Source organism: Acinetobacter sp. YH12138 (genome assembly GCF_015218525.1).
GTDB classification, from domain to species: domain Bacteria; phylum Pseudomonadota; class Gammaproteobacteria; order Pseudomonadales; family Moraxellaceae; genus Acinetobacter; species Acinetobacter amyesii.
This window is the reverse complement of the sequence record NZ_CP048670.1, coordinates 1,859,658-1,886,578: the sequence shown is the minus strand read 5'-3', so window position 1 is coordinate 1,886,578 and position 26,921 is coordinate 1,859,658. Positions and strand designations below refer to the sequence as shown.

The following is a 26,921-nucleotide window of genomic DNA, read 5'->3' as shown; positions in this document are numbered from 1 at the left end:
TCGTGTGAATTCCGACCTTTGTAGTGGTATTTATTCTACCCAATAAAGCCGAAACTTCAGGGCATGGCGTACAAGTGGGTTTACGCTACATGAATGGAGTTCGATTATGGCAAATCAACAATCGGGAAAAATGCAAAAATTTCTAACAGTATTTTTGTGTTTCTGGGTGGCATTTTTTGAAGGTTTTGACCTACAAGCTCCCGGTATCGCAGCAAAAGGAATCGCAGCGACATTTTCCTTAGATCAGGTGCAAATGGGCTATGTGTTTAGCTTGGGTGTATTTGGTATGTTATTTGGCGCGTTCTTTGGGGGGCGTGTCGCTGACTATTTGGGGCAGAAGAAAGTCCTAATGTTGTCGATTTTTATCTTCGGTGTATTTATGTCTATAACGGCAGTTGCACCAAGTATTGAAATTTTATATATCGCACGATTCTTTACAGGTTTAGGTTTGGGCGCTGCGATGCCAACGATGATCTCGGTGGTGGGTGATGAAGCGACGGATGCTAACCGTGGACGCTTAAATAGTTTGATGTACTGCGGCTTACCTGTAGGTGCAATCTTTGTTGCTGGCTTGGGTATTATTTTTAAAGATATCTCTTGGCATACACTATTTTTAATTGGTGGTTTAACGCCTTTAATTCTAATTCCATTCATGGCGATTATCTTAAAAGATAAGCGTACTGAAAAAGTTCAGGCAGAAAGCAAAGAAGCGGTTCCTCCGATGGGGCAAATCCTTTTTGCTGAACAGCGTTATAAATATACCTTGCCGCTTTGGTTGAGTTTTTTCTTTACCTTAATGGTGAACTATATTCTGATCAGTTGGTTGCCTAACTTGCTTATGGAACAAGGGTTGGAAAAGCAACAAGCTTTTATGATCATGTTGATGTTCCAAGTGGGCGCGGTGATTGGTACGCTGGGTTTAGGCTACTTGCTAGATCGCCTAAAATTATGGCAAATGGCAGTGATTATCTATTCAGGTTTGTTTGTGGCATTGTTTGTACTGTTCACAACAAATTCAATTCCTGTACTTATCGCAGCAGGCATCATGGGCGGGATTTTCTCTACAGGTGGTCAATCGATTTTGTATGGGATCTCTCCAATTTTCTATACACCAGCTGGGAAAGTAACAGGTGTGGGGAGTGCGATTTCATGGGGGCGTTTGGGTGCAATGACAGGTCCATTACTCACAGGTAAGATTTTGGCGCTAGGTCTAGGAACGACAGGTATTTTAATTGCAAGTGCGCCGGGTATTGCTTTGTCAGCTATCGCAGTGGCTGCATTGTCAGCCTATAAGTCATCCCTTAAAAAATAGTCAAAACCAGTCATATTTAAAGGAGCTACGGCTCCTTTTTTATTGAATAAATATCTTTAGCTGAAACTAAGTTTTGTTAGAATAAATCTAATATTTATGAATAAATTTACTTTTATGTCTTATCAATTGATCGAACTTGATATTTCTCCCTCAGATAACATTCAGTGTCCACATTGCCAGCAGCAAGTGATTGATTGGTCAGAAGAGCAGTATGTGCAGCCATGTGAGCATGTGCTGTTTATTGCAATGGATATTGGTTTTGAGTTTATTACCGATGAATTTGAGCAAACCATGCAGCATACAGTCGATGACTTGCATGCCAATGATGATCAATATCATATGTTTACTGAAATTACCGCCTCAAGTTTCCCTGAGTTTCAGATATATAAGTCTGATTTAGGGGTGGAAGGTTATTCACGTTATGTCGGCTTTACGGCATAAAATATTGTTAAAAAATCTCAAAATAAAAAAGCCAGTCAAGTGACTGGCTTTTTTAATGTAAATCAGAAAATTAACTTTCTAATTCTTCTTCGACATCATCTTCGGCACTGTCCATGCCAAGTTCTTTGAGTTTACGGGTTAAGGTGTTGCGACCCCAACCTAAAAGTTCTGCAGCATGACGCTTACGCCCACGTGTTTGTTGTAGTGCAGCATTGATGAGGGTGCGTTCAAACATTGGTGTTGCAATATCTAGAATTTTCATCTCACCATTTTTAAGTTTTTGTACTGCCCATTGACCAAGTAGCTCATCCCAATGATGCACACCGATGCGATCAATCCCTTGAGCAGCAGGGTTACCATCTGTGCCTTGAATTGGAATCTGTTTTAATTCAGAAGGTAAATCTTCTGGATACACTTCACGGCCTGTGATCATAACCGTTAACCAACGACAGGTATTTTCAAGCTGACGCACATTACCTTGCCATGGTAGTTTTTGCATGTATTCTTGCGTTTCAGGACGCAGAATCTTCGGACTTACCCCAAGTTCTTTACCTGCACTTGCTAGGAAGTGTTGTGCAAGCATCGGAATATCTTCACTACGATGTGCAAGTTTTGGAATATGAATACGAATCACGTTTAGACGGTGGTACAAGTCTTCACGGAAGCGACCTTCATGTACTAACTTTTCTAAGTCTTGGTGCGTTGCCGCAACGATACGGACATCCACCTTGACTGGGATGTGACCGCCAACGCGGTAGAATTCGCCATCCGCTAAAACACGCAATAAGCGGGTTTGGGTTTCAAATGGCATGTCACCAATTTCATCAAGGAAAAGAGTCCCGCCATTGGCTTGTTCAAAACGCCCTTGACGCTGTGTGTTGGCACCGGTGAACGCGCCTTTTTCATGACCAAATAATTCAGTTTCGATCAAATCCTTTGGAATTGCCGCCATGTTGAGCGCAATAAAAGGCTTGTTGCCACGTGGTGAATGCTTATGCAGCGCATGCGCAACCAATTCTTTCCCTGTGCCTGATTCACCATTAATTAATACAGTAATGTGTGATTGAGAAAGACGACCAATGGCACGGAAGACTTCCTGCATAGCAGGTGATTCACCAATAATCTCTGTAGATTGAATCGGTTGAATGGTTTTAGCAGATTCTTGTTGTTGTAATTTGGCAATATGCAAAATTGCACGGTTTACAAGTGCTAAAGCTTCATCAATATCAAAAGGTTTTGGTAGATATTCAAAAGCACCCGTTTGATAGCTCGACACAGCAGATTCTAAATCTGAATGTGCGGTCATGATAATTACAGGTAAGTCAGGGTAGTTGCCTTTGACTTTACCTAAAAAGGTCAGTCCATCAATACCCGGCATACGGATGTCTGTCAAAATAACATCTGGCGCATCGACACTTAACTGATCTAAAGCGGATTGTGCTTCTTCAAAACTGGTAACATCAAAACCTTCTTCTTTGAATGTTTTTTCCAGCACCCAACGCATGGCGCGATCATCATCGATGACCCAAATCTTATTACGCGACATGATCTGACTCCCAAGGTAAATATAGGCTAAATACTGTTTTTCCAGGAACTGATTGGCATTCAATCATTCCGTTATGTTGATGCATAATATTTTGTGCAATGCTAAGGCCGAGACCTGTGCCTTTCGCTCGTCCTGTCACTAAAGGGTAAAATACGGATTCTAATATTTCTTGTGGTACACCCGGTCCATTGTCCTCGATGTCAATGCGTACCGCAGAACGTTTTAATACACCGTTGATGGTGACTAAACGTTGAATACGTGTGCGCAAAGTGAGTTCTGGTTGATGCTCAACAAAGAACTCTTTATTTTCCGTCATCGCCTGAACGGCATTTACACTGATATTCAGCATGACCTGAATCAATTGATCACGATCTGCTAAAACATCCGGTAACGAAAGGTCGTAATCACGGGTGATCTTAATTTTCTTTTTGGTTTGGTTGACGATCAGTGAACGGACACGTTCAAGTGGTTCGTGCACATTGACTGGTTCGTAACTTGGCAATTGTCTAGAGCCAAGCATGGTGTCAGCTAGATTTCGTAATCGATCCACCTCACTGATAATAATGTCGGTGAATTCGCTGTACTTCGGATCATTTAAGCTACGCGCTAAAAGTTGTGTCGCCCCACGGATACCACCGAGTGGATTTTTAATTTCATGGGCAACACCACGAATCAGTTGTCGTGCGACTTGATGCTGTTGAATCAGGTTTTCTTCTTTAGAGATTTTCAACATCCGGTCGATTTGATTGAGTTCAATCAATAGCAACGGGTGGTAGGGTTTGCCAGAGTTGAGCTGTGACACGGTGTAATCAACATGAATGTCTTTAAAGTTGACATTAATCGTTGCTTCTCGGCGCGTATAGTGCTGGCCAGAAGTTAATGTATTCATTAATGCATCATGCGTATTGAATTCATCATCGGGCATATGGAGTAAATTTAATACAGGCTGACCTGATGCACGAAGTAAGCTGATGTCAAAAAGCGCTTCACAAGATGAATTTAAATAAAAAATATTCAGGTTGCTATCGACCAATAAAATGGCAGTGGTTAAATTATCCACTAAAAGCCGGTAATCAATCGTCATAGTCTGATCCATTAGCGAGAGGTTCCTGTCTTAAAATGGCGCAATGGCATCTTCATAAAGCAAATCGTTCAATCTAATAAGGTTCGAATTGATGCAAGTTATGCAAGATATAAGCCAACTATTTCAGAAATACGCTAAGTTTTGATGCTTATTTGAATAAATGCGCTTATTTAAGACTTTAAATAAAGTGTATAGCTGATTAAAAACAGGCTGTAAATCTAAAATGCATTAAAATGGTGCAAATGAAATTATATGGATGAATTTATAGCATTATTTTGGTGCGTGATATAAAGAGTGGCCTTTTCACCTGTTTTTATGTTTTGAAAAGACATACAATACGCGGATTATAGTGGAGCGCAGATTCATGAAATCCCCCAAAGTCGGTTTTGTTTCTTTAGGTTGTCCTAAGGCATTGGTAGATTCCGAACGAATTTTAACTCAGTTAAAGACTGAAGGTTATGATGTAGCATCAGATTATGATGGTGCCGATTTAGTAGTTGTAAATACCTGTGGTTTTATTGAATCTGCAGTACAAGAGTCGCTAGATGCCATTGGCGAAGCGATGAGTTCAAACGGTCGCGTAATTGTGACTGGTTGTTTAGGTAAAGACGAAGACAAAATTCGCCAAATGCACCCAAATGTCTTAAAAGTGACAGGTGCTGCGGCATATCAAGAAGTGATGGAAGCTGTGCACGAATACGTGCCTGAGCCACCGAAACACAATCCGTTTATTGATCTAGTACCTGAACAAGGTATTCGTTTAACACCAAAACATTATGCTTATTTGAAGATTTCAGAAGGTTGTAATCACCGTTGCACATTCTGCATCATCCCAAGCATGCGTGGTGATTTGGTTTCTCGTCCAGTAGGTTCAGTATTGACTGAAGCTCAAGCACTGAAAAAAGCAGGCGTAAAAGAAGTTTTAGTGATTTCTCAAGATACATCTGCTTATGGCGTAGACACCAAATACAAATTGGACTTCTGGAACGGTCAGCCCGTTAAAACCAAATTCTATGACATGTGTGAAGCATTGGGTCAATTGGGTATCTGGGTGCGTCTGCACTATGTATATCCATATCCACATGTGGATGCTGTGATTGACTTAATGGCACAAGGCAAAATCCTGCCGTATTTGGATATTCCATTCCAACATGCAAGTCCTAAGATTTTGAAACTCATGAAACGTCCTGCGCACAGTGAAAATACACTAGAGCGTTTAAAAGTTTGGCGTGAGAAATGTCCTGATCTTGTGATTCGTTCTACATTTGTTGTGGGCTTCCCGGGGGAAACTGAAGAAGACTTCCAAATGTTGCTTGATTGGTTAAAAGAAGCGCAGCTTGATCGTGTGGGTTGTTTTACTTACTCACCAGTTGAAGGCGCGACTGCAAATGATTTGCCAGATCATGTGCCTGAAGAAATCAAACAAGAGCGTTATGAACGTTTCATGCAAGTTCAGCAAGAAATCTCTGCTGCGAAATTGCAAAGCCGTATCGGTCAGAAAATGACAGTACTGGTGGATGATCTTGAAGAAGAGTTCCCAGTTGCTGTTGCGCGTTCTTATGCAGATGCACCTGAAATTGATGGTAATGTTTTTGTGGAAGATATCGATAAGTCAGTGATTAAAGCAGGTGATTTACTTGAAGTAGAAATCACAGATGCAGATGAATATGACTTATTTGCAAAACTGATCTCGGTTAAGTCTGCTTAAACGATTCATTAAAAATAATTGAAATTAAATAATTCGGAGTTGATGATGCTTGATTCTAAAAAACCACGTTTTGGTCGCATCCTGCTTAAGCTTTCAGGTGAAGCTTTAGCGGGCAATAAAGAGATGGGTATCGATGCACAAGTGCTCGATCAAATGTCACTCGCAATTGCGCACCTTGTTGGTTTGGGTGTTCAAGTGGGTATCGTTGTCGGTGGTGGTAACCTTTACCGTGGTAGCCAATTACAAAAAGATGGTTTGGTTGGGCGTGTAACAGGTGACCAAATGGGTATGTTGGCGACTGTGATGAACGGTTTGGCGCTTCGTGATGCTTTGGTGCGTCGTAATATCAAAACTCGTCTAATGTCGGCTTTACCCATTGGTGCAGTAGTTGAATCATATTCTAGCCGCGATGCAATTCGTCATTTAACTCGTGGCGAAGTATGTGTATTTGTCGCAGGTACGGGTAACCCATTCTTTACGACTGATACAGCAGCATGCTTACGCGGTATCGAGATTGAAGCCAATCTTATCCTTAAAGCGACGAAGGTTGATGGCGTATACAACAAAGATCCAAGTAAATATGAAGATGCAGTGAAATACGATGCATTAACATTTGACCAAGTTTTAGATGAAAAACTGGGTGTGATGGATTTAACTGCGATCTGCTTATGCCGTGACCACAACGTTCCACTTCAAGTATTTGATATGAACAAATCAGGTTCATTACTTTCAGTGGTAATGGGTGAAAAAGAGGGTACTCACGTTACTAACTAATGTACGTGGGCCCTAAAGCTCTTTATACTACAAGCTATTTTAGAATTTACATCTTTTCGAATTAAGTTAGGAAGATCACATGATTAACGATCTTAAAAAAGACGCAGAAGACCGTATGAATAAATCTCTAGATTCTCTAGAGCATGGTTTTGCCAAAGTTCGTACAGGCCGCGCGCACCCATCAATTTTAAATGGTGTTATGGTTCCTTACTATGGCTCTGATGTGCCATTAAACCAAGTGGCGAACGTGGGTGTAGAAGACTCTCGTACTTTACTTGTTCAGCCTTTTGAACGTTCAATGGTTGCTGCAATTGATAAAGCAATCCGTGAATCTGACTTGGGCTTAAACCCGATTACTGCTGATGCGATCCGTGTTCCTATGGCTGCATTAACAGAAGAAACACGTAAAGACATGCAGAAAATTGCACGTAACGAAGCTGAAAATGCAAAAGTTGCGATCCGTAACATCCGTCGTGATGTTTTGGGTGATATCAAAGCATTGTTGAAAGAAAAAGAAATTTCTGAAGATGATGAGCGTCGTGCAGGTGATGACATTCAAAAAATCACAGACAAATTCGTTGCTGAAGTTGAAAAACGTCTGGCTGCAAAAGAAGCTGAATTGATGAAGGTCTAAGTTTTAATGACCTCATCTGAAGAAACTTCCCGTCTTCCAAAACATGTTGCCATCATTATGGATGGCAACAATCGTTTTGCCAAAAAGAATCAAATGCAAAAAGGTGAAGGGCATCGTTCTGGAAAGGACATCCTAGATCCCATCGTTGAACATTGTCGTAAAAGAAATATCCAAGCACTGACCGTTTTTGCTTTTTCAAGTGAAAATTGGAATCGTCCTCAGTTTGAGGTTGATCTGTTGATGGCTCTTCTCGAAGAAACCATTCATGAGCAGTTGCCGCGTATGGAAAAATTTAACATTTCCCTACGTTTTATTGGTGATCGTTCTCGTTTATCTCCTAACTTACGTGACTTAATGTTGCAAGCAGAACAAAGGACTGCTAATTTCGATAGCATGACTTTAACTATTGCAATTAGTTACGGTGGTATGTGGGATATGGCACAGGCTGCAAAACAAATCGCAGCAGATGTTTTAACTAACAAAATAAATCTTGAAGCAGTGGATGCTGTAGTCTTTGGTCAATATGTCAGTTTAAGTGATCTACCTCCGGTAGATTTGTTAATTCGTACAGGTGGTGATTTCCGTCTTTCGAACTTCTTGCTTTGGCAAGCTGCGTATGCAGAACTTTATTTTACCCAGACATTATGGCCTGAATTTACCATTGAAGAATTTGATGACGCACTAGCAGTATTTGGTGGTCGTGAACGTCGTTTTGGTAAGACTTCAGAGCAGATTCAACAAGAGCAGTTTGAGAATAAATAAATGTTAGAGCGGATAATAACCGCATTGGTACTGGTTTCAGTTGTACTGAGTTGCATGTTTGCAACCGAGTCTAAATACCCAATGCTTGTGCTGATGATTATTGCATCAGCTGTCGCGGGTTATGAGTGGTTCAAACTCATGCCGCGGAATACACAAAATGTGATTAAACCTTTCGCTTGGGGCTATGGTCTAGTCACTGCTATTCTTTCAGCACTAGCATTGCATTTTACAGATGTTGCATTACTGCTTTGGGCGGCTTCGATCTTTACTTGGATCTTAAGTGTCTATTGGGTGAAGTCTTATCCTGATTACGATAACTGGTATAACCCGAGTCTGAGTGGTATTGGTTTAGTCTTAGTTCCTGCTGCGGTAACTGCTATTTTTTCTGTGTGGATGAACTCACCTTGGTGGCTCATGTATCTGTTCCTGTTGGTATGGGGTGCAGACAGTGGTGCATACTTCGTGGGACGTAAATTTGGTAAGAAAAAACTTGCACCAGATGTGAGCCCAAATAAATCGATCGAAGGTTTATATGGCGGTCTATTCACTGCAATGCTAATTGTTATTGTTGTTGAAATTATTTATCTTGATTTAAGCATTGCTGAACATATTTTATTTTTAATACTTTCAGTAATAACAGTATTTAGTTCAGTACTTGGTGATTTATTTGAATCGATGATCAAGCGTCGTGCAGGGATCAAAGATTCTGGTCGTATTCTTCCCGGACATGGTGGTGTGCTGGATCGTATTGACTCGTTGCTTGCTGCAGCACCTATCTTTGCGGCAGGTATGTATGTTTTAAAATTAATTGGCGTAGATTTATAGATGTCACAATCTGTTTGTATATTGGGTGTAACAGGATCCATTGGTCAAAGTACTTTAAAGATTCTGCAACAGCACCCCGAAGAGTATTCAGTTTTTGCAGTCACTGCACATAGCCGAATTGTAGAACTTGTCGAAATATGCAAACAATATCGACCGAAAATCGCAGTTGTTCCATACAATAAAGTGGATGAACTGCGCCAATTACTCGTAGCTGAAAAATTAACTGATATTGAAATCTTGCATGATGAAGCAGGATTGATTGCAGTAGCAGAACATCCACAGGTTGATGTGGTCATGGCAGCTATTGTGGGTGCGGCAGGGTTGCTACCTACATTGGCTGCTGCGAAAGCAGGTAAACGCGTGTTGCTTGCAAATAAAGAAGCGCTGGTGATGTCGGGTGACATCATGATTCAGACCGCACGTGAAAATAATGCTTTGTTGCTGCCGGTCGATTCTGAACACAATGCAATTTTCCAATGCTTACCTGAAACTTATCTACAAGGTGAGCGTCATGGTCAGCCAAAATTGGGTGTCAAACAGATTTTACTCACCGCATCTGGTGGTCCATTTTTACATCATAGTTTAGAACAATTGCAAAGTGTAACGCCGGCCCAAGCCTGTAAGCATCCAAATTGGTCGATGGGGCAAAAAATTTCAGTTGATTCTGCAACGCTAATGAATAAAGGCTTGGAATTAATCGAAGCCTGTCATCTTTTTGCAGTTGAAGAACAATTTGTAACAGTTGTTGTCCATCCACAGAGTATCATTCATTCAATGGTTCAATATGTAGATGGTTCGACTTTGGCACAAATGGGAAATCCTGATATGTGTACGCCTATCGCTCATGCATTAGCGTGGCCAAAGCGTATTCAAACACATGTGCCTCCATTAGATTTATTTGTTCATTCACAGTTAAACTTTGAACAGCCTGATATACAACGATTCCCAGCACTAAAATTAGCACGTCAAGCCATGAAGGCTGGGGGCTTAGCTCCTACGATTTTAAATGCAGCCAATGAAATCGCCGTGGCAGCATTTTTGCATGAGAAAATTGGCTTTACTCAAATCCCTCAAATTGTGGAACATGTGTTGGGGCAAGTTGAAAACTCAGCTGCAAATAATATTGATGTTATTTTGCATGCAGATAAATCGGCACGTATGGTTGCTGAAAAAGCAGTATTGAATTCAGGAAGTTAAGACATGAATGCCTTGTTTATGATTATTGCAGCAATATTGCTACTTGGACCGTTGATAGCGATTCATGAATTTGGGCACTATTTCGTTGCACGTAAACTGGGCGTAAAGGTTTTGGTTTATTCGATTGGTTTTGGCCCAACACTGCTCAAGTGGACGTCAAAGAAGTCGGGTATTCAATATCAACTGTCTGCATTACCACTGGGTGGTTATGTCAAAATGTTGGATGAACGCGAAGGTGATGTCGCAGCAGAAGACTTACCAAAAGCATTTAACCGACAACACCCTTGGAAACGTATTGCAATTGTTGCGGCAGGGCCACTCATTAACTTGGCTTTTGCAGTAGTGTTGTTTTGGATTTTATTTTTACCAGCTCAGGAACAGCTCAATACGCGCGTAGGTAAAATTTTACCGAATACGCCAGCAGCGGCTGCGCAAATGCAGTCTGGTGATAAAATTACTGCCGTAGATGGCACTCAAGTATCCACTTGGGAGCGCTTGAATTATGCCTTGGTTGATCGTGTAGGTGAAACTGGCGATATTCAAATTCAAGCTGAACGAGCAGGGCAAATTCAAAACTTCAGTTTACCGATTCAAAGTTTCTTACGTGATCAAACTCAGTCACCACTCGATGTTCTAGGTTTTACACCGTATCGTCCTGAAATTCCTGCAGTAGTTTCAAAACTCAGTGAAGATGGCGCAGCGATTCGCCAAGGGATGCAAGTGGGTGATCGAATTGTTTCGATCGATGGCGTAAAAATGAAAGACTGGTTTGATGTTGTACAAGTTGTACAAGCTTCTCCAGAAAAGTTACTTAAAATTGATGTTTTACGACAAAATAAAATTGTGCATTTAAGCGTGATGCCGCAAGGTAAGCGTGACCAAATGGGTAAAGTCACAGGGCTTTTAGGTGTACAAAGTGATCCGGGTAAAGTCAATATTCCAGCCGAATACAAACAAACCATTCAATACACGCCTGTAGAGGCGATGGGCAAAGCGGTAGAAAAAACAGGTCAGATATCTAGTATGATCCTGAATTCTATTGTAAAAATGGTGCGTGGTTTGGTTGGTTTAGATAATTTATCTGGTCCGATTACTATTGCGAAAGTGGCTGGACAAAGTGCTGAGATGGGGTGGCAAACCTTCATTTCATTTATGGCACTGATGAGTGTAAGTTTGGGTATTTTAAATTTACTACCGATTCCTATGCTCGATGGCGGTCATTTAATTTACTATTTTATTGAATTAATTCGTGGTAAACCTGTTTCTGAACAAATACAATTGGTTGGATTAAAAATTGGTATGGTATTGCTGGGTAGCATGATGCTACTGGCTCTATTCAATGACATTATGCGTTTATAAGAACGTTATACGAAATAAATTAACAGCGGAAAAGACTGGCATGCAGCACAAACATTTATTTATGCCATTGGCACTGGTTAGTGCTATGGCCGTAGCACAACAAGTATATGCAGCAGATGATTTTGTAGTACAAGATATTCGTGTTGATGGCTTAGTGCGTTTAACTCCTGACAATGTAGCCGGAATGATCCCATTCTCCGCTGGTGATCGTGTCAATGATCAAATCATTTCAAACTCAATTCGTAGCATGTTTGCGTCGGGTTTGTTTGATGATGTGAAGTCTTCACAAGTCGGTAGTACCCTTGTATATACAGTGGTTGAACGCCCTGTAATTTCTAAAGTTGAGCTAAAAGGCAATAAACTTATTCCTAAAGAAGCCTTGGAAGAAGGCTTAAAGAAAATGGGTCTGTCCGAAGGTGAAGTTTTAAAGAAATCATCTTTGCAAACGGTTGAAACTGAATTAGAACAACAGTACATGCAGCAAGGTCGCTACGATGCTGATGTCAAAGTGATTACAACCGCTCAACCGAATAACCGTGTAAATGTCTTAATCGAGTTTGAAGAAGGTCAATCTGCCAAAGTATTTGATATTAATATCATTGGTAATACGGTCTTTAAAGAAAGCGAAATTAAACAAATTTTTGCATTAAAAGAAAGTGGTTGGAACTCGATCATTTCTCGTAATGACCGCTATGCACGTGAAAAGATGGCTGCGAGTTTAGAAGCGTTACGTGCGATGTATCTCAACAAAGGTTACATCAACTTCAACATTACCAATTCAAGTCTAAATTTGAGTGAAGATAAAAAACACGTCTTTATCGAAGTTTCGGTGGATGAAGGTGAACAATTTAAGTTTGGTGAAACCCATTTCTTAGGTGATACGCTTTATACGCAAACAGATTTAAATGCTTTAAAACTTTATAAAGATGGCGATTTATATTCACAAGAAAAAGTGAATGGTGTGAAACAACTTTTACTTCGTAAATACGGTAACGCAGGTTACTACTTTGCAGAAGTGAACATTGTTCCTGAAATCAATAAAGACACCAAATTGGTTGATTTAAATTACTATGTGAATCCGGGTCAGCAAGTCACTGTTCGCCGTATTAATTTCACAGGTAACTCGAAAACAGCTGATGAAGTTCTACGTCGTGAAATGCGTCAAATGGAAGGCGCCTTAGCAAGTAACGAAAAAATTGATTTGTCTAAAGTGCGTTTAGAACGTACTGGTTTCTTTAAAACCGTTGATGTTAAGCCTGCACGTATTCCGGGCACGCCAGATCAAATTGATTTAAACGTGAATGTTGAAGAGCAGCATTCGGGTACAAGTACTTTAGCTGTAGGTTTCTCACAAAGTGGCGGTGTAACTTTCCAAGCAGGTTTGAGTCAAACCAACTTCTTGGGTACAGGTAATGCAGTTTCTATCGATTTGTCTCGTTCAGAGACTCAAGATTACTACAACCTCAGTGTAACTGACCCATACTTCACTATTGATGGTGTGCGCCGCGGTTATAACATGTACTACCGTAAAACCAAGTTAGATAACGACTATAACGTTAACAACTATATTACAGACAGTTTTGGTGGTGGTATCAACTTTGGTTATCCGATCGATGAAAACCAAAGTATCAGTATGGGTTTGAATATTGATAATACCGAAGTGACAACAGGTCCATATGTTTCTACATATGTTCGTGACTACTTGTTAGCACATGGTGGTAAGCCAAAAGGGCAAGGTGAATATTGTTCATCGGGCAATACTTCTTCACAGTGGGATCTTGATTTAGCTGCAAATCCTAACCTTGAAAAACCTACTGATAAAGAAGATGAGTATTTTAAAAAGTTATGTAGAAACTCAGCAAATGAAGACATTGGTTTTACAGGATTTGATGATGAGTTTTCTGGTGATTTTTTAACATATAATCTTAATCTTGGTTGGTCTTACAACACTTTAAACCGTCCAGTATTCCCAACATCGGGCATGTCACATCGTATTAATGCAGAGGTTGCATTACCTGGTAGTGATGTTGAGTATCAAAAAGCAACATATGATGTTCAAGCTTTCTTCCCGTTGGGCAAAGACTTTGTTTTACGTGGCTATGGTAAGTTAGGCTACGGTAATGATCTACCATTCTATAAAAACTTCTATGCTGGTGGTTTTGGTTCGGTCCGTGGCTATGACAACAGTACTTTAGGTCCAAAATATCCAGGTGTAACTTATAATGAATCGCACAAAATTGATTATGACCCTGAAGAGGTTGGTGGTAACGCCTTAGTACAATTTGGTGCGGAATTAGTTTTACCTGTGCCATTTAAAGGAGATTGGGCTCGTCAAGTTCGTCCAGTATTGTTTGCCGAAGGTGCGCAAGTTTTCGACACGCAATGTGATGTTCCTGAGGGGAAATTATATTTAACAGGTGAGTTGGACGATAAAGGTATTGATGCGAAGAAATATTGTAAAGATAACTTTGGTTTCGACACGAACAATATGCGTTATAGCGTGGGTGCTGGCTTTACTTGGATCACGATGATTGGTCCAATTTCACTCAGTTATGCATTCCCGCTTAATGACAAAGCTGGCGATGAAACAAAAGAAATTCAATTCGAGATTGGTCGTACGTTCTAAGTACGACCCTTCGGGGAATAACAAAATTACAGGTTGATAAGATGAATAAATTATTTGCTGGTTTGGCCGTATTGGGTATGTCATGTTCTGCTGTGGTACATGCAGCAGGTTACGGTGTGGTTGATTTAGAAAAGGTGGTGGATCAAAGCGCTTATCTAAAACAACAAAATGCTCAAATTCAACAGCAATTGAAACCACAAACCACTAAAATTGAATCACTTGCTAAAGAGCTGGAAGCAATGCAACAAAAAGCTCAGCAAGGTGGTGATAAGTTGACTGCTGCGCAAAAGCAGCAAATGGGTCAACAGTATCAAGCTAAACTTAAAGAGCTGACTGATTTGCAGCAAAAAGTTCAAGCTTCGGTTCAAGGGAATATTCAGTCCTTAAATCGCACGATGGATACTCGAATCAAGCAAGTTGCAGAACAATTGCGCACAGAAAATAAGTTAGATGTTATTTTGAATAAAAATTCAGCACTTGCGTATGACCCTAAGTTTGATTTAACTGATAAAATGATTCAAAAGGTTAATGCAATTAAATAATCAATGAATTCTCAAAAATTCAGTTTAGAAAAGCTTGCTCAACTTGTTCAAGGTCAATGTATTGGTCAGCTAGACTTGCAATTCAGTGGAATGGCAAGTTTGGAGAGTGCTCAACCGCATCAGCTTGCATTTTTAAACGCAGATAAATATCTGAATGAAGCTCAACAGTCTAAGGCTGGTGCGCTGATTGTGACTGCAGACATGCAGTCACAAATCCCTTCACAGCAAAACTTCATTGTTGTACCCAATCCGTATCTGGCTTTCGCTATTCTAACGCATGTTTTTGAAAAAAAATCTGTAGAAATAGGAATTGAAAGTACTGCTCAAATTCATCCTTCCGCAATCATTTCTGATACTGCTTATATTGGGCATTATGTGGTGATTGGTGCGAATAGTGTGGTGGGTGATGGAACTCGCATTGAATCACAAGTGAAGATTGATCATGGAGTTGAAATTGGTAAAGATTGTTTTATCGATTCGCATGTGACAATTACTGGTGAAGCCAAGTTAGGTGATCGCGTACGTATCCATGCAAATACGGTGATCGGTGGTGAAGGGTTTGGTTTTGCACCTTATCAAGGGAAATGGCACCGTATTGCTCAATTAGGTTCTGTACGCATCGGGAATGATGTGCGTATTGGTTCAAATTGTAGTATCGACCGTGGTGCTTTAGATGACACAATTTTGGAAGATGGTGTCATTATTGATAACCTTGTGCAAATCGCGCATAACGTCAAAGTTGGTGCAAATACGGCAATGGCTGCGAAATGTGGTATTGCCGGTAGTACAACTATTGGCAAAAATTGTGTGCTAGCAGGGGCTGTTGGTATCGTAGGTCACATTAATATTGCAGATAATGTGACAATTACCGGTATGTCAATGGTCACAAAAAGTATTTCCGTTGCTGGAAGTTATTCTTCAGGTACGCCAATGCTTGAAAGTGGTTCTTGGAAAAAGGCAGCAATCCGCTTTAAACAATTAGCAGATGTGCCATTGACCCAATTGGTCAAACGACTTGATCATATGCAGTCTCAAATTGAGTCCCTTGAATCAACATTTAAATTGCGTAAATAATTATGATGACAGAGTCGAATACCCCAGCTTTCACAAAACCTGAATTACCAATGACTATTCAGACTATTCGTGAATATTTGCCACATCGTTATCCGTTTTTATTGGTTGATCGTGTTGTAGAAGTGACTGACAACGGGATTGTAGGCTATAAAAATGTAACGATTAACGAAGAATTTTTACAAGGCCATTTCCCTGAATACCCAATTATGCCGGGTGTGCTGATTGTTGAAGCATTGGCGCAAGTATCGGGTATTTTAGGTTTCATCATGAATAATGAGAAACCTTCAGCGGGTTCGCTGTTCTTATTTGCTGGTGCAGAGAAGGTTCGATTTAAAAAACAAGTCGTTGCAGGCGATCAACTTGTATTAAAATCGGAATTAGTGATGCAAAAGCGTGGCATTTACAAATATAATTGTGTTGCCACTGTAGATGGCGTAGTCGCAGCAACCGCGGAAATTATGGTTTCGCATCAGAAAACAGAGACAGCATGAGCAATAACGAATTAATTCATCCTACCGCCATTATTGACTCATCAGCAGTAATTGCTCCGGATGTGCAAATTGGACCATATTGTATTATTGGTCCTAAAGTCACAATTGGAGCGGGCACTAAACTGCATTCACATGTTGTGGTGGGTGGTTATACCCGTATTGGTCAACATAACGAAATTTTTCAATTTGCCAGTGTTGGTGAAGTCTGCCAAGACTTGAAATATGCTGGTGAAGAAACCTGGTTAGAAATTGGTGATCACAACTCGATTCGTGAACACTGTAGTTTACACCGTGGTACTGTTCAAGATCAGGGCCTAACTAAAGTTGGTAGTCATAATTTATTGATGGTAAATACACATATTGCACATGACTGTGTGGTAGGTGATCATAATATTTTTGCTAATAACGTCGGCGTTGCAGGTCATGTCCACATTGGTGATTACGTCATCGTAGGTGGTAACTCTGGTATTCACCAATTCTGTAAAATCGATTCATACAGTATGATTGGTGGTGCATCACTTATTTTGAAAGATGTACCTGCTTATGTCATGGTATCTGGTAATCCAGCCCATGCTTTTGCAATGAACATTGAAGGAATGCGTCGTAAAGGTTGGTCTAAAAATGTGATTCAAGGTTTACGTGAATCTTTTAAATTGATCTATAAAGATGGTTTAACGACGAATGAAGCGATTGAGCGTATTCGCATTGAAATTTTGCCTGAAGTGGCAGAAGCGCAATTGTTGATTGACTCACTTGAGCAGTCTAAGCGCGGTATCGTACGCTAAATGCTGCGAATAAAAAAAGACACCTTATAAGGTGTCTTTTTTTTTGCATTAAAAAATAGAACTATTTTTTAACAAAGCCTGCTTCTTCAGATTTTGGATACTTTTGGGTGAGCTTGGTTTTGAGCTGCGTTGCTAAACTGCTATTTCGATCGACATCTTTTGCAATGCTATACAGTTGATATAACGCTCTAGGCGCGCGGGTCGATTCAGGGTATTGATCTACTACGATACTATAGTTCTTTTTTGCTTCCGCGTAGTTGGTCGGTTCAACAGCAAGGTTGAACTCAGCTAGCCAAAAATATGCATTGCTAATATAGACACTGTTAGGATTATTCTTAATAAAGTTTTTCATCGGTGCAATGGCTTTTTTCGCACCACCTTGTTTGTATGCATCTAAAGCAACGGTATATGCCGCTTTCTCGAGCTCAAGTGAGTCACCACCTGCATTTACAGGTTGGTTTGCAGATGAGCTTAATGTTGATTGGGTCGTAGGTTGTTTAACAGGTGTAGGCGCTGTATTAGCTGTTACTGGGTACAGTACCTTGTTGGTTATCCTCCGCGGCCTCTGTGTCTTCACTTGGATCTACTTTTTGTTGGAGTAGTTCTAAACGTTGATCTAAATCTGCATAGCGGTTTGTAAGTTCACTTTTTAATTGTTCGATAATATTGTCTTGCTCTTCCATTTTACCGCGTAAGCTACGCAATTCATTTTCAAGCTGTTGGCTCTTCTGCATAAGCTGCCAGTTTAAATTGGTTGGAATAGGTGTAGAGCCAGCACCTGTTTGAATGGCCGTATTATTTGCTGTATACACAGTGCCATTATTAGCGCCACTCAAACCACGAGATTCAATTGGAATATTGGCAAATAATGCACCTGAGCAAGTCAATGTAAGGGCACACAATACATGCTGTTTAAACATCATAAAAATTCCATGTAGTTGCAAGCATGTCCGTATAGAATAGTTTTATTACAGACAGCTTTAGATAAAACGATAAGCACATTAAAAACGCCAAAGATCTGAATTGCAATAAGCTTTTACAATCTTGTTGTGTATTAAAGTAAAAATATAGTGATGAAGTTTCACGTTTTCTACATCATCGACCATCATATTGATTTATAAATAATCAAACAGTTTTTTCTATTCAGGAATTCTTGGTTTTAGGCTTGCATGTTTATTAAAAATCTCTATACTCTGTTCTTGCAATGGTAGCCCTGCCGGTTACTTCGCAATTGTACTCTATAAACCCCGCCAGGACCGGAAGGTAGCAACGGTAGTAGAAATATGATGTGCCGAAGTCTTGCTGGTAGGGTTGCCACCAGTTTCAACAATAATAAATTAAACGTCCTCTCATTTTTTCAACCCTATATTATTCTTTATTTTAGTTTTATTAATTCTTCATTTAGATCTATATTTTTTTTATTCGTCATCAAATTCTTTACGTGCAATCACTTTAAAAATCGTATCGAGATCAAAGCCTCGATATTGCAAAAAACGTATTTGTTTGGCTTTTTGTTTTGGATCACGTTCAACAGCTTTGCCAAATTTTTTTATTTTGAGCTGGTAAGCTTCAGCGACCCAATCTGTTTCTTTTAATTCATCCAGAATTAATTCACTGTCTACTTTTTTATTTTTTAACGCGAGCTTTATACGATTAGGGCCTTTACCTTTACGTTTTTGACTCGATAGCACCATCTCTGCTACACGCTGATCGCTTTGATAGTTCTCACGTGCAAGTTCTTCCACCAAGTGTATGACTTCTTCACGACTATCCGCATACAGTGCTAATTTTTCGATTAAATCCGCTTTTGAGTATTCTTTACGTGTGAGTACTGCAAAAGCGTACGAGCGTAGACGAGAGCCGCGCAGTCCCGATTTTTTTTCAGCATGAACATCTTTACCATTGGTGTCAAAATGCAACGCAGTGTGATCGATCACCGAAGTATTGTCATGTGAAATGTCAGTTTGTGCAGCATGATTTACGCAGGTAGTTTCTTCAGCTTCTGCAAACTGTTGTTTCAGTGCTTCATAATCAAGCAAGAGTGGAAAATGGTCTTTAGTCATGGGGTCATTTTAATACAAATTTTGAGTGCAAAACAAAACGCCCCGTAGGGCGTTTCGTCTGCTATTAAAGTATGCTGTAATTAAGCATCTAAAAAGTCTGGTTCTTCTTCGTCTTTGTCTTCTACAGGTGCTGTACCCGTAGTCAAAAGTTGTTCACGAATCAGTTTTTCGATAGTTTGCACAAGTTCAGGGTGTTCTTCTAAGTGGCGAATGGTATTGTTTTTACCTTGCCCAATCTTGTCACCTTGGTATGAATACCAAGCACCTGCTTTTTGAACAATTTCTTGTTGTACTGCGAGGTCAACAAGCTCACCTAAATGGTTCACGCCTTTACCATAAAGAATTTGGAAAATCGCTTCACGGAATGGAGGAGCCATTTTGTTTTTCACAACTTTCACTTTGGTTTCTGAACCAATGATTTCGTCGCCTTCTTTCACTTGACCAATACGGCGGATATCTAAACGTACAGATGCATAGAATTTAAGTGCATTACCACCAGTTGTGGTTTCTGGGCTACCAAACATTACACCAATCTTCATACGAATTTGGTTAATGAAGATCACCATACAGTTAGAACGTTTCGCATTACCGGTAATTTTACGCAGTGCTTGGCTCATCAGACGAGCTTGTAAGCCCATGTGTGAGTCACCCATTTCGCCTTCAATTTCGGCGCGAGGGGTCAGTGCAGCGACCGAGTCGACAACGATCAGGTCAATGGCACCTGAACGTACCAGCATGTCTGCAATTTCAAGTGCTTGTTCACCATTGTCTGGCTGTGAAACAAGTAAGTTATCAATATCTACGCCAAGTTTACGTGCGTATTGAGGGTCTAATGCATGTTCAGCATCGATGAATGCACAAGTACCGCCAGCTTTCTGACATTGTGCAATAGCTTGTAATGTCATAGTCGTTTTACCAGAAGATTCAGGACCGTAGATTTCTACGATACGACCTTTAGGCAAACCACCAATACCTAGTGCGATATCTAATGTTAAAGAACCTGTAGAGACAGCTTCAACTGCCTGTACGGTATTATCACCAAGACGCATAACGGTGTTTTTACCAAACTGCTTTTCAATTTGGCTTAAGGCCGCATTTAACGCCTTGCTTTTATTATCATCCATCTTACAACCTCAATACGATGTCACGAAACAATATACTCAAGTGGATGTATTCAGTTTAGATCTGTTCCACGAGGGTATAGTGACAGAAATCATCCTTTTGTTCTATGAAAATCACAACAGGTGCGACATGTTGTGACGCTTTAACTTAATCATCATTATAAGACCATTGCTGGTCAAACTGTTGATCATTTTCTCTTTTAAATTTACCAATATCTCGACGATCTTTTTTACTTGGTCGATGATCTGGCCGAGCTAGATTATGCAACTTTCTTTGGGATGCGAGCAATTCCCGTTTTGCAATACTGACCTCAGTTTCATCATAAAGCAGCTGAGCGGTTGGGGCAGGCCCACGAACATCCGACAGTGCTTTTACCACCACGGTTTTTTTCTCAAGGCCTTGGGCAATGGTTAATTCCATGCCTACACGAACTTCACGAGAGACTTTAACGCGTTCGCCATTATGATGAACTTTACCGCCTTCAATCGCATTTTTGGCAATAGAGCGTGTTTTAAAAAAACGTGCAGCCCACAACCATTTGTCTATACGCATACTAACCGCATCTTCGGCTAGATTTGATTTACGCATATTTTTTCTGTTCCTCGGCTTGCTCAATCATTTGAGCTTCTAAAATAGGGATTAAATCTGTTAATGCGGACAGCATTGGGTAATTGCAAGTCTCGCGAGGCGCTTTGGCAGATGAAGGCTGCTGAATCGAATAGAGCTGTTCAATCCCAAAAAGTTTTGCACCATTGAGCACTTTTTCTGTGTCATCAATGAAATAACAGTTTTTTGCATCGAAGAGATGTTTGCTTGCTAATATTTGCCAAAACTCAATAAACTCTTTGGCATGACCGAGAGTTTCTGAACTGACGATAACATCGAAAAAATCACGAAGACCGGTTTCTTCAAGTTTGAATTGTAAACCTGCAAAGTCGGCATTAGTTGCAAGCCAAATAGGATAGCCATTTTCTTTCAGATAGGTGAGCAGCTCAATGCAGCCTTCGCGTTTAGACACTTTGGCTTTTTGTTCTATTTGCATCTCCAGAACATCAACGCCAACTTGTGACGTCCAAAAGCGAGAGGAGTACCATTTTAGGGTATGATTATGCTGTTGATAAAAACTAAATAGCGTTTGCTTGCTTTGTTCGAGTGAGCACTGATGCTGTTCAGCATAGCGAATTGGCAGCAACTCATTCCAAATGAAATCATCATAAGCAAGATCGAGTAAAGTACCGTCCATATCAAAAATGATCGTCGGCTTTTCTGAGTAATTTGGCATATAAAGGTATTCTATGTTTAAAACAACAACAGCACCGCAAGACCCACTGATTTTGCAGTTGGTTCCCATTGTGACACAAGCTTGCGAAATTTTGCGAGAAGAATATCGGCGTTATTGCTCAGGTGCGGATTTTGATGTGGAACGTAAAAGTGATGATTCACCTGTAACGCAAGCTGACTATCGTGCAAATAGCTATATTACTCAAGCATTATCCAAAGTTTCTAACTTGCCTGTATTGTCAGAAGAAGGTGACAAGTCTGAACGTATGCAATGGCAAAAATTTTGGCTGCTTGATCCTTTAGATGGTACCAAAGAATTTTTACATAAAAGACCTGAATTTACCATTAATCTGAGTTTGGTTGAGGGTGCTAATACTACCTTTGCCATATTGGCAATTCCGGGGGAATATAGTGTATATATTTGTCCTTTTGCAGGATTTCCATTGAAATATGATAGCCAGTCAACCACATGGTATGAATATGTTCAAACCTCTGTAGAGAATGTCGTACACGTTGGCTTGAGTCAAAGTGCCAAAAATAAGCCGATTTATAAGCACTATCTAGACGCTTTAGAAAAACTCACTCCTTATCAGACATACCATGCTGGTAGTGCATATAAGTTTTGTATGATGTTAGAAGATCGAGTGGATATTTATCCGCGTTTTCATCCGACTTGTGAATGGGATACGAGCGCTGGACAATGTTTAATCGAGCGTATTGGTGGTGGTTTGGTTGATTTTAAAGGTCGCGCATTTTTATATAACCAACGCACGACTTTATTAAATGGTGGATTTATTGCATTTAAAAATGCCGAAATGAAAGAATTGGCCTTAAATGCTTTGGCAAACATGCCTGACAAAACTTGAGCTAAATTGGGTTCATGCTATAGTGTCAGCACACTCCGTTAAATCTCCTGCATATAAGAACTGTCAATTATGGCCCTAGATTTGCTCCCTCCTAGTATGCTGAAAGCAATAGACTTATTGCCGGATGAAAAGACGCCTGTAACATTGTTTACGCGTCATTCCATTCGTGAAGTTGTACAAGGACAAGGCTTGGCCGGTTATGACTTGCAACTGACGCATCAAGGACGTGATTTAGCCGAAGCGTGGGGCAGCTATTTGGTTGAAAATACCGATCGTGTTATTCAGCACTGTATTTCGAGTCCAATTCAGCGCTGTGTGGATACGGCAGCATTGATGATTCAAGGTGCAGATAACGTCACGATTGAGCCAAATACCCACCATATCGAGATCATTGAACAAGGATTATTGGTCGAGCCGGGAAGTTTTGTGCTCGATATTAAAAAAGCAGGACCATACTTTCAAAAGCAAGGTGCTTTAGGCTTTATCAATAGTTTTGTGAATAATGCTTTGCCGGGTATGAAACAGCCCATTCATGGGGTGGTAGATGTTTTGGAGTTGATTTACAACACTCATCCAACCAATGATTATGGTCTGAGTCTAGCGGTGAGTCATGATACGATTTTGGCTGCAATTCTTGCCATTATTTCAGGTAAAAATATCGTGACACGCGAAGATTGGCCTAAAATGATGGAAGGTTTATTTGTTTGGTTTGAAGGAGATGTATTCCTTGAGTCAAAACTGAAATGGATTTGGCGTGGTGAACTAAATGAATTAAATATTCGTGAATTTCAGCAAGCTGAACAGCAACTTTAAGAAATTTTGCTAATAATAAAAAATTTATAAAAGGCATCCATGTGCGTGGATGCCTTTTTTATCTGTTTCAGTATTTCATTAAATAAAAGATTAAATATTGGCTTTAATTCGTGCAGGGTACTGATTTAAATCAATACTTGAACCGTCGTCACTATAAGGCCAGCGGCTAGTATTAACTGGGAGGTGCTGTTGGTGGATTCGACTATATTTGTCAGCGGCAATCAAAGTCGCAATGTCATGATCTTTAATGCTATACGCTTGCACGAGTTCAGCTGGATATTGTGTGCGTTCAAAAAATTCAGCTTCTGTTTCCCCTTGATGCAGTGCAAAGATACGTTCTACAGCTGGTAAGTACACGCCATATGCTAACCATGAATCTACGCCTTGAGAGGCTTGAATCTCAGCGGTCGATTTCATATTTGAAATGACTTTACCTAAAATGTCTTTTTCACCTTTAGATGTAAAATATTCAATATATTGATTTTCTGCTTCTGCAAATTTTTCTAATGATGGCAAAAATTGGTTAATTGACATTTTTATCCCTCTTTTCATTTGTACAGCAATGGCTGCCTAGGATGAAAATTAAAATACCATAAAAAATATATGGGATTAAGCCATTTCTTAAAATTTTTATTTACAAAGTTTCTAAAAATATCCTGACAATTTCTGTCGGGAATATACGATTGTATTAACAGGTCTACATCTTAATTTTAGTTGAAAAGTGAAGTACCTGTCACACCAATCGTGATTCCGCCAATGCAAAATATTTAGATTTTATTTGAATTGTTAATAAGTGACAAAACTCGGCAATTGAATGATTTATACAAAGAAAATATTATTTATTATGTTGTAACTTATTGATTTATATATTTTATATAAGTCTCTTAATTGGATTTTTTTGTGGCTAATTGGGGAATAGTGGTGAAAAGTGTGATAGGTTTTTCATATAACAAATTATCAATTTGTATTGTGTCATTAATGCTAGTTGCTTGTGGTGGCGGAGGCGGTGGTGATAGTTCAGGCGGCTCTGCATCAACTGGCAGTTATCCAGAACCAACCCAAGATATTGTGGATGAAACAAGCATTGGTTTTTATGACTACGATGCCAATGATGCGGTTCGTGAAATTCGAAATGATTTAGTCGGTAGTTTTTCAGCTCAAGTTCAATTTGGTCAAAGTCATGTCGTCGACCCGAATGCAAACGAAGCTAAGAAAATGCCACGTTTAACCAGTGAAAAAGAAGCGCTGCTTATCGTGACACCAACACTTGATATGCAAAACATCAAGCAACTCAAAGTAGAAATCTATCAAAACAATCGCTTAGTTCGTACCGCGACATTGGATGATCCGACGCACATGCCTATTTCAGACCAGAGTGGGCAAAGAGGGCGTCCAGATGTTTGGTACAGTAAACGCGCGTGGACCACGAAACTCAATTGGGATGAAGTTAAACCTGGTCTAAGATTAAAATTTATCGATGCAAATAAAGCCAGCGGTGAATTGGCTGAAGATAAAATCGATTTTGCTGCACCAGGTGAATTGGTTTTAAATAATATCCGTGTTGGTATGTTGGCAGATAAGCCAAATTCTACCGGTCACTATATGCTGCTTGAGCCTGAAAAAGCAGGTACAGATTATTTCCAAACCATTCCTGCAGCAGAAATGACGGTTGCACAATATGATGATATGCAGTTAACACGTGCAATGGTTTCTTCGGGTGTTATTTATGACAGTAAAAGTGCCGGAGATGGTGGTGTTTATGCAGGAGACATGCGTGAGGATGTTGGTAAATCAACCTTTAGTGTTGGTATAAACCTTGCCAACTGGGGTATTACCAGTGCATCTATGGCCAACCAAAGCCAGCCACAATTAACCCAAACAGTGGTTGTCCATCATACGAAGGGGAACTATGCCAATGGTGTGCATACTCATGGCCTGAGTGGTGGTAATGGTATGCTGACACTTTATGATTCTGTAGGGAATGAATTTAGCCATGAAATCGGTCATCACTATGGTTTAGGGCATTACCCTGGTCAGGTAGGCGACAATCTATTTTGGGCTGCACATCATGCGGATAGTGGATGGGGCTATATTGCCAACCGTCATATGATGCGTGGTAATTTATCGTGGACAGCGACATGGAAGTGGGATGGTAGCAATGGGATCCCTAATTTTAAAAATATGTTCCCATACGGTAAAGATGCGATGTCTGGCGGATATACCGATAGTAATGTATCACGATATACGCACTACACAGGTTACAGCACCTTCCTGAAAATTCAACCGCACTTTGACCGTTATGTCTGGGATGAAACATCACCTACCGGCTACAAAAAGTGGAACAAAACCACTCGTGAGATGGAAGTCGCACAACCGAAAATGCCAAATTCTACGGCTCCGGTTTGGTATAACGCAGATCAAAATTATCCACGACCAAGAGTATTTGGTCAGCCTGTCATTACAATTTTAGGTGGTTATGATCCTGTCAATCAAGTCGGTTTGTTATATCCTGCGGCACGTTCAAACTGGGGTAATGTTTATGATTTAACGGCGGCCAATACGGCCTTAGACCAAGCTGCATGTTGGTTGAATGTGCAATACACGAATAAAGTCAACAATATTGCTTTAGCACCTGCACGATTAGGCAGTAATGCCAATAAATTGCATGTCAATTTAGCTTTGGCAGATCAACCACAGAAAGTTGATTTATATTGTAAAAAAGCAGGTGAAGAAGCCAAGTTATTAGCAAATATTGATATTCCAGTCTACAGCACAGCGATCAAGCCGGCCGTCAAAATTGGACGTCAGCATGGTTATAGTGCATTGCGTGCTATCGAACTTCCTCAATTAGAAAGTGCTTTGGAAGCGCAAGCTGTAAATGCTGTTGTTGCACTAAATCCAACTGAAAAAATGCTGTATGAGTCATATAAAAATGACAAGTCATTAATGAATAGTGTAGCGCGTCAGCAATTAACCCGTTATGAGTCGCAACAAAACACAGCATACCGACTAAATCGTTGGATGAATGTGTATGCACAAGACCTAACCAATCAAGTACCTGAGGCGCAAAGCGCGCTCGAAGCATTTATGAAAAAGCTTTCAGTCACTCAAGAAGGTTTGTTCGAGCAGGCGACATTGATCAAAAATGGTAACAATTGTTTGAAATCTGAAACCTTAACTGATGGAACATTGAATTTATACATCAGTGGCCCAAGCGGTTGTACGGCGGACGAATCGGAACAGTGGGTATATGATGCCATTGGCCGTATACACAGTAAGTCAAATCCAGATCAATGCATAACAGGCAACGGTGGTTCAGCTAAAGTGACGCTAGAACGTTGCGTGTTAAACCAAACCAACCAAATTTGGACCATGGACCCTGCGACTACAACGATTCGTCAGAGTGGTCAATGTATGGATTTAAATACGGGACGTTTGCAAAATAACCGTGCGGATTTAATTCGATATAGCTGTACCAATGGTGCCAATCAGCGTTGGACAAATTTGACAGCAAGCCAAAACTTATTATGGACGTACTTATCAGCGACGAATATGAAGCTGATTAATAAATAGCCTATAATTAAAAAAATAAGGTCCATCGAGGACCTTATTTTTT

24 protein-coding genes, 1 other RNA gene and 1 pseudogene are annotated in these 26,921 nt (G+C 40.2%); 18 read left to right on the top strand and 8 right to left on the bottom strand.

Going from position 1 to position 26,921, the window contains the following annotated elements; all coding sequences use genetic code 11:
• Nucleotides 1-106 precede the first annotated feature (106 nt).
• Nucleotides 107-1,312: a 3-(3-hydroxy-phenyl)propionate transporter MhpT gene (mhpT, locus tag G0029_RS09155; RefSeq protein ID WP_180059077.1), complete on the top strand. Its 1,206-nt coding sequence runs from the start codon at nucleotides 107-109 to the stop codon at nucleotides 1,310-1,312.
• Between the two features lie 114 nt (nucleotides 1,313-1,426).
• On the top strand, nucleotides 1,427-1,753 hold the full coding sequence (locus tag G0029_RS09150; protein WP_180109745.1) for a hypothetical protein: 327 nt from the start codon (nucleotides 1,427-1,429) through the stop codon (nucleotides 1,751-1,753).
• A gap of 70 nt (nucleotides 1,754-1,823) precedes the next feature.
• On the opposite strand, the gene glnG is transcribed toward G0029_RS09150, so the two are convergent.
• Nucleotides 1,824-3,299, bottom strand: a complete 1,476-nt coding sequence (glnG, locus tag G0029_RS09145) for a nitrogen regulation protein NR(I) (RefSeq protein ID WP_180023811.1) — start codon at nucleotides 3,297-3,299, stop codon at nucleotides 1,824-1,826.
• Complete coding sequence (gene glnL / locus G0029_RS09140) at nucleotides 3,289-4,395, bottom strand: nitrogen regulation protein NR(II) (protein WP_078188727.1); 1,107 nt, start codon at nucleotides 4,393-4,395, stop codon at nucleotides 3,289-3,291. Before glnL ends, glnG begins: the two co-directional genes overlap by 11 nt.
• Nucleotides 4,396-4,747: 352 nt before the next feature.
• Here glnL and rimO point away from each other — a divergent pair, with 352 nt between their 5' ends.
• The 12 genes from rimO (at nucleotide 4,748) to lpxA (ending at nucleotide 17,160) form a co-directional block, all read left to right on the top strand.
• The gene (rimO, locus tag G0029_RS09135; protein ID WP_111883759.1) at nucleotides 4,748-6,091 is read left to right on the top strand and encodes a 30S ribosomal protein S12 methylthiotransferase RimO; all 1,344 of its coding nucleotides are present in this window, start codon (nucleotides 4,748-4,750) and stop codon (nucleotides 6,089-6,091) included.
• 45 nt (nucleotides 6,092-6,136) lie between these two features.
• The gene (gene pyrH, locus G0029_RS09130; protein WP_078193535.1) at nucleotides 6,137-6,865 is read left to right on the top strand and encodes a UMP kinase; all 729 of its coding nucleotides are present in this window, start codon (nucleotides 6,137-6,139) and stop codon (nucleotides 6,863-6,865) included.
• Nucleotides 6,866-6,944: 79 nt separating this feature from the next.
• The gene (gene frr / locus G0029_RS09125) at nucleotides 6,945-7,499 is read left to right on the top strand and encodes a ribosome recycling factor (RefSeq protein ID WP_111883758.1); all 555 of its coding nucleotides are present in this window, start codon (nucleotides 6,945-6,947) and stop codon (nucleotides 7,497-7,499) included.
• A gap of 6 nt (nucleotides 7,500-7,505) precedes the next feature.
• On the top strand, nucleotides 7,506-8,261 hold the full coding sequence (gene uppS / locus G0029_RS09120) for a polyprenyl diphosphate synthase (RefSeq protein ID WP_180106520.1): 756 nt from the start codon (nucleotides 7,506-7,508) through the stop codon (nucleotides 8,259-8,261).
• Nucleotides 8,262-9,086 (top strand): phosphatidate cytidylyltransferase, encoded by an 825-nt coding sequence (locus G0029_RS09115; RefSeq protein WP_078193533.1) that lies wholly within the window; start codon nucleotides 8,262-8,264, stop codon nucleotides 9,084-9,086.
• Nucleotides 9,087-10,283 carry a 1-deoxy-D-xylulose-5-phosphate reductoisomerase gene (gene ispC, locus G0029_RS09110; RefSeq protein WP_078193532.1) on the top strand — a complete coding sequence of 399 codons (1,197 nt, stop codon included), beginning with the start codon at nucleotides 9,087-9,089 and terminating at the stop codon, nucleotides 10,281-10,283.
• Between the two features lie 3 nt (nucleotides 10,284-10,286).
• Nucleotides 10,287-11,642: an RIP metalloprotease RseP gene (gene rseP / locus G0029_RS09105; protein ID WP_111883756.1), complete on the top strand. Its 1,356-nt coding sequence runs from the start codon at nucleotides 10,287-10,289 to the stop codon at nucleotides 11,640-11,642.
• Nucleotides 11,623-14,268 (top strand): outer membrane protein assembly factor BamA, encoded by a 2,646-nt coding sequence (gene bamA / locus G0029_RS09100; protein WP_180106518.1) that lies wholly within the window; start codon nucleotides 11,623-11,625, stop codon nucleotides 14,266-14,268. The genes rseP and bamA overlap by 20 nt, the downstream gene beginning before the upstream one ends.
• 41 nt (nucleotides 14,269-14,309) lie before the next feature.
• Entirely contained in the window at nucleotides 14,310-14,810 is a 501-nt protein-coding gene (locus G0029_RS09095) for an OmpH family outer membrane protein (protein ID WP_180034786.1), read from the top strand.
• A 3-nt stretch (nucleotides 14,811-14,813) separates the two neighbouring features.
• On the top strand, nucleotides 14,814-15,884 hold the full coding sequence (gene lpxD, locus G0029_RS09090; protein ID WP_180106516.1) for a UDP-3-O-(3-hydroxymyristoyl)glucosamine N-acyltransferase: 1,071 nt from the start codon (nucleotides 14,814-14,816) through the stop codon (nucleotides 15,882-15,884).
• A 5-nt stretch (nucleotides 15,885-15,889) separates the two neighbouring features.
• Nucleotides 15,890-16,375, top strand: coding sequence for a 3-hydroxyacyl-ACP dehydratase FabZ (fabZ, locus tag G0029_RS09085; RefSeq protein ID WP_171263789.1), 486 nt, complete (start codon nucleotides 15,890-15,892; stop codon nucleotides 16,373-16,375).
• Nucleotides 16,372-17,160, top strand: a complete 789-nt coding sequence (lpxA, locus tag G0029_RS09080) for an acyl-ACP--UDP-N-acetylglucosamine O-acyltransferase (protein WP_180034788.1) — start codon at nucleotides 16,372-16,374, stop codon at nucleotides 17,158-17,160. The genes fabZ and lpxA overlap by 4 nt, the downstream gene beginning before the upstream one ends.
• 61 nt (nucleotides 17,161-17,221) lie before the next feature.
• Here lpxA and G0029_RS09075 read toward each other — a convergent pair.
• Nucleotides 17,222-18,083: pseudogene (locus tag G0029_RS09075) on the bottom strand (YbgF trimerization domain-containing protein).
• Nucleotides 18,084-18,374: 291 nt separating this feature from the next.
• Between G0029_RS09075 and ffs the strand changes: the two are divergent.
• Nucleotides 18,375-18,471, top strand: an RNA gene (gene ffs, locus G0029_RS09070) — signal recognition particle sRNA small type.
• A 107-nt stretch (nucleotides 18,472-18,578) separates the two neighbouring features.
• Here the strand turns inward: ffs and G0029_RS09065 are convergent.
• From G0029_RS09065 to G0029_RS09050, 4 genes are all read right to left on the bottom strand, one after another.
• Nucleotides 18,579-19,223: a regulatory protein RecX gene (locus G0029_RS09065; protein WP_180106514.1), complete on the bottom strand. Its 645-nt coding sequence runs from the start codon at nucleotides 19,221-19,223 to the stop codon at nucleotides 18,579-18,581.
• 80 nt (nucleotides 19,224-19,303) lie between these two features.
• Entirely contained in the window at nucleotides 19,304-20,347 is a 1,044-nt protein-coding gene (gene recA / locus G0029_RS09060; protein WP_078193524.1) for a recombinase RecA, read from the bottom strand.
• A 145-nt stretch (nucleotides 20,348-20,492) separates the two neighbouring features.
• Nucleotides 20,493-20,933: an RNA-binding S4 domain-containing protein gene (locus tag G0029_RS09055; protein ID WP_078193523.1), complete on the bottom strand. Its 441-nt coding sequence runs from the start codon at nucleotides 20,931-20,933 to the stop codon at nucleotides 20,493-20,495.
• Nucleotides 20,926-21,627 (bottom strand): HAD-IA family hydrolase, encoded by a 702-nt coding sequence (locus G0029_RS09050; RefSeq protein WP_078193522.1) that lies wholly within the window; start codon nucleotides 21,625-21,627, stop codon nucleotides 20,926-20,928. The genes G0029_RS09055 and G0029_RS09050 overlap by 8 nt, the downstream gene beginning before the upstream one ends.
• Before the next feature lie 13 nt (nucleotides 21,628-21,640).
• Between G0029_RS09050 and G0029_RS09045 the strand changes: the two genes are divergently transcribed.
• Together G0029_RS09045 and G0029_RS09040 are read left to right on the top strand one after the other, a co-directional pair.
• Complete coding sequence (locus tag G0029_RS09045; protein WP_180106513.1) at nucleotides 21,641-22,492, top strand: 3'(2'),5'-bisphosphate nucleotidase CysQ; 852 nt, start codon at nucleotides 21,641-21,643, stop codon at nucleotides 22,490-22,492.
• A 69-nt stretch (nucleotides 22,493-22,561) separates the two neighbouring features.
• Nucleotides 22,562-23,305: a histidine phosphatase family protein gene (locus G0029_RS09040; RefSeq protein WP_078188709.1), complete on the top strand. Its 744-nt coding sequence runs from the start codon at nucleotides 22,562-22,564 to the stop codon at nucleotides 23,303-23,305.
• A 90-nt stretch (nucleotides 23,306-23,395) separates the two neighbouring features.
• Here G0029_RS09040 and G0029_RS09035 read toward each other — a convergent pair whose 3' ends face one another.
• Nucleotides 23,396-23,839, bottom strand: a complete 444-nt coding sequence (locus G0029_RS09035) for a hypothetical protein (RefSeq protein WP_078193520.1) — start codon at nucleotides 23,837-23,839, stop codon at nucleotides 23,396-23,398.
• 444 nt (nucleotides 23,840-24,283) lie between these two features.
• Here G0029_RS09035 and G0029_RS09030 point away from each other — a divergent pair, with 444 nt between their 5' ends.
• Nucleotides 24,284-26,878: a M66 family metalloprotease gene (locus G0029_RS09030; RefSeq protein WP_180106510.1), complete on the top strand. Its 2,595-nt coding sequence runs from the start codon at nucleotides 24,284-24,286 to the stop codon at nucleotides 26,876-26,878.
• Nucleotides 26,879-26,921 lie beyond the last annotated feature (43 nt).